This window comes from Kitasatospora putterlickiae, from assembly GCF_039527695.1.
GTDB classification, from domain to species: domain Bacteria; phylum Actinomycetota; class Actinomycetes; order Streptomycetales; family Streptomycetaceae; genus Kitasatospora; species Kitasatospora putterlickiae.
Map to the genome: position 1 here is coordinate 21648 of NZ_BAAAKJ010000027.1, position 2251 is coordinate 23898.

At 72.5% G+C, this 2251-nt stretch carries 2 protein-coding genes; both read right to left on the reverse strand.

The genetic code is table 11. From position 1 onward, the window contains the following. The coding region (locus ABD308_RS03415) for a helix-turn-helix domain-containing protein (RefSeq protein WP_344325298.1) at positions 1–380 on the reverse strand (380 nt) is incomplete at its 3' end. A 411-nt stretch (positions 381–791) separates the two neighbouring features. After that, complete coding sequence (gad, locus tag ABD308_RS03420; RefSeq protein WP_344325301.1) at positions 792–2198, reverse strand: glutamate decarboxylase; 1407 nt, start codon at positions 2196–2198, stop codon at positions 792–794. Between the last annotated feature and the right edge of the window lie 53 nt (positions 2199–2251).

A 2251-nucleotide genomic window follows, 5' to 3' on the forward strand; every position in this document is an offset into this window, starting at 1 on the left:
TCCGGCACGGCTTCCGCGGCCGCCTCGGTGTCCGTGTCCCCGTCGGTGCCGGCTTCGGTGTCCGCGTCGGCGCCGTTGTCCGCCGCGCCGTCCGCGACCGCCTCGCCCGTGGACGCCCCCGCCGCCGCGGTCCGGTCCCACAGCGCCCGCAGCGCCGGACCGTCGCACTCCACGGCCCCGATCAGCGCGTCCAGCGCCTGCTCGGTGATGACCCGCTTGCCGTTCAGCCAGCGCTCCCAGGAGGCCCGGCTGTAGTGGGTCCGGGCGGCGAGCTCGGAGAGCGAGAGCCCGGTCGCGTCCTTGACGGCGCGCAGTTCCTCCGTCAGGCGTTTGGCGGGGACGGAGAGGTCGTCCGGCAACTGCTTCCAGGCGGAACCCATGCGGTCTCTTCCAAACATGCGAGGCGGGCGGGGCGGCGGTGCTGGAACAGGCGGTACTCCGCAGGGCACCGTTCCGGGGCTGGAAGGGCGCCTTCGCGTCTCAAACCTCAGCGACCCGGTGTCCCAAAGCCCAGGTCCTGGCGCTGAGACGGACGGAAGTGTCTCACAACACCGGGAGCGGCTCGAACATTCATATGGCCGTCGGGCATTGTTCTTCCGGCTGGAGCGGTTCGCCGCCCCGGTCCTTCGTCCGGGCACCGTTTCTGACGGACCGGCGACTGCCGTGCCCTGACCCCCACCGGCACGAGACAGCCTCCACGGGGGGAGGCTGCCCCGGGCCGCAGGGACACGCGGCGGGGACGGGCGCACGGATGGCGCCCGTTCCCGCCGCGACCACGACCGCCGCGTCCGTCAGTGGTGGAAGCCCGTCCTGGCCGGCACTCCGAGGTCCTTGAGCGGGACCGGCTGGCGGCGCAGCTCCGGCAGCAGCCGGGCGAGGTCGCCCAGCAGCAGGTCGGCGAGGTCGCGGGAGAAGCCGTTGCGGCAGACCACCCGCAGCACCGCGAGGTCCTCCCGGTTCGCCGGGAAGGTGTACGCGGGCACCTGCCAGCCGCGCTCGCGTAGCCGCCGCGACACGTCGAAGACGTCGAACGGCACCTCGTCCGTGGTGGTGAACGCGAACACCGGCAGCTGGTCGCCCCGGGTCAGCAGCCGGAAGCCGCCGAGCCGCTCGATCCCCTCGGCCAGGTACCCGGCGACCTCCCGGCAGGCGCCCTGGACGGCCCGGAAGCCGGCCCGGCCGAGCCGCAGGAAGACGTAGTACTGGGCGATCACCTCGGCGCCAGGCCGGGAGAAGTTCAGCGCGAAGGTCGGCATCTCGCCGCCCAGGTAGTTGACCTTGAACACCAGTTCCTCGGGCAGCGCCTCCCGGTCCCGCCACAGCGCCCAGCCGACGCCCGGGTAGACCAGCCCGTACTTGTGGCCGGAGGTGTTGACGGAGGCGACCCGGGGCAGCCGGAAGTCCCAGACCAGGTGTTCGTCCAGGAACGGCGCGATCATGCCGCCGGAGGCGCCGTCCACGTGCACGGGGACGTCCAGACCGGTGCGCTGCTGGAGGTCGTCCAGCGCGGCGCAGATCTCCGCGACCGGCTCGTAGGAGCCGTCGAAGGTCGAGCCGAGCACGCCGACCACGCCGATGGTGTTCTCGTCGCAGAGCGCCACCGCCTGCTCGGGGCCGAGGTGGAAGCGCTCGCCGTCCATCGGCGCGGTGCGGGCCTCGACCTCCCAGAAGACGCAGAACTTTTCCCAGCAGACCTGCACGTTGACGCCCATCACCAGGTTGGGCCGGGCGCCGGCGGCATAGCGGTCGGCGTTGCGGCGGATCCAGCGCCGCTTGAGCGCGAGGCCGGCCAGCATGCAGGCCTCGCTGGAGCCGGTGGTGGAGCAGCCGACGGCGGTGTCCGGGTCGGGGGCGTGCCACAGGTGGGCGAGGATGGCCACGCAGCGCCGTTCCAGCTCGGCGGTCTGCGGGTACTCGTCCTTGTCGATCATGTTCTTGTCGAGGCACTCGGTCATCAGCCGGGTGGCCTGGTCCTCCATCGAGGTGCTGACGAAGGTGGCCAGGTTGAGCCGGGCGTTGCCGTCCAGCATCAGCTCGTCGTGGATCAGCTGGTACGCGGTGTCGGCCGGGACGGGGCCGTCGGCGAGCCGGTGCAGCGGGGGCGCCAGCTCCATCGAGCCGAGCGGGTCGGCGGCGGTGCCGAGGAACGGGCCGACGGTCAGCCGGCGGTCGTCACCGGCCCCCTTGTGCAGTGCCATGGGATCCTGCCGCCCTTCCGTCCGGTGGCCGCGTCGTCCTCCACGCTGCCACC

Coding starts and splice junctions, on each gene's coding strand:
- gad (WP_344325301.1), bottom strand. CDS start 2,198: ATGGCACTGCACAAGGGGGCCGGTGACGACCGCCGGCTGACCGTCGGC.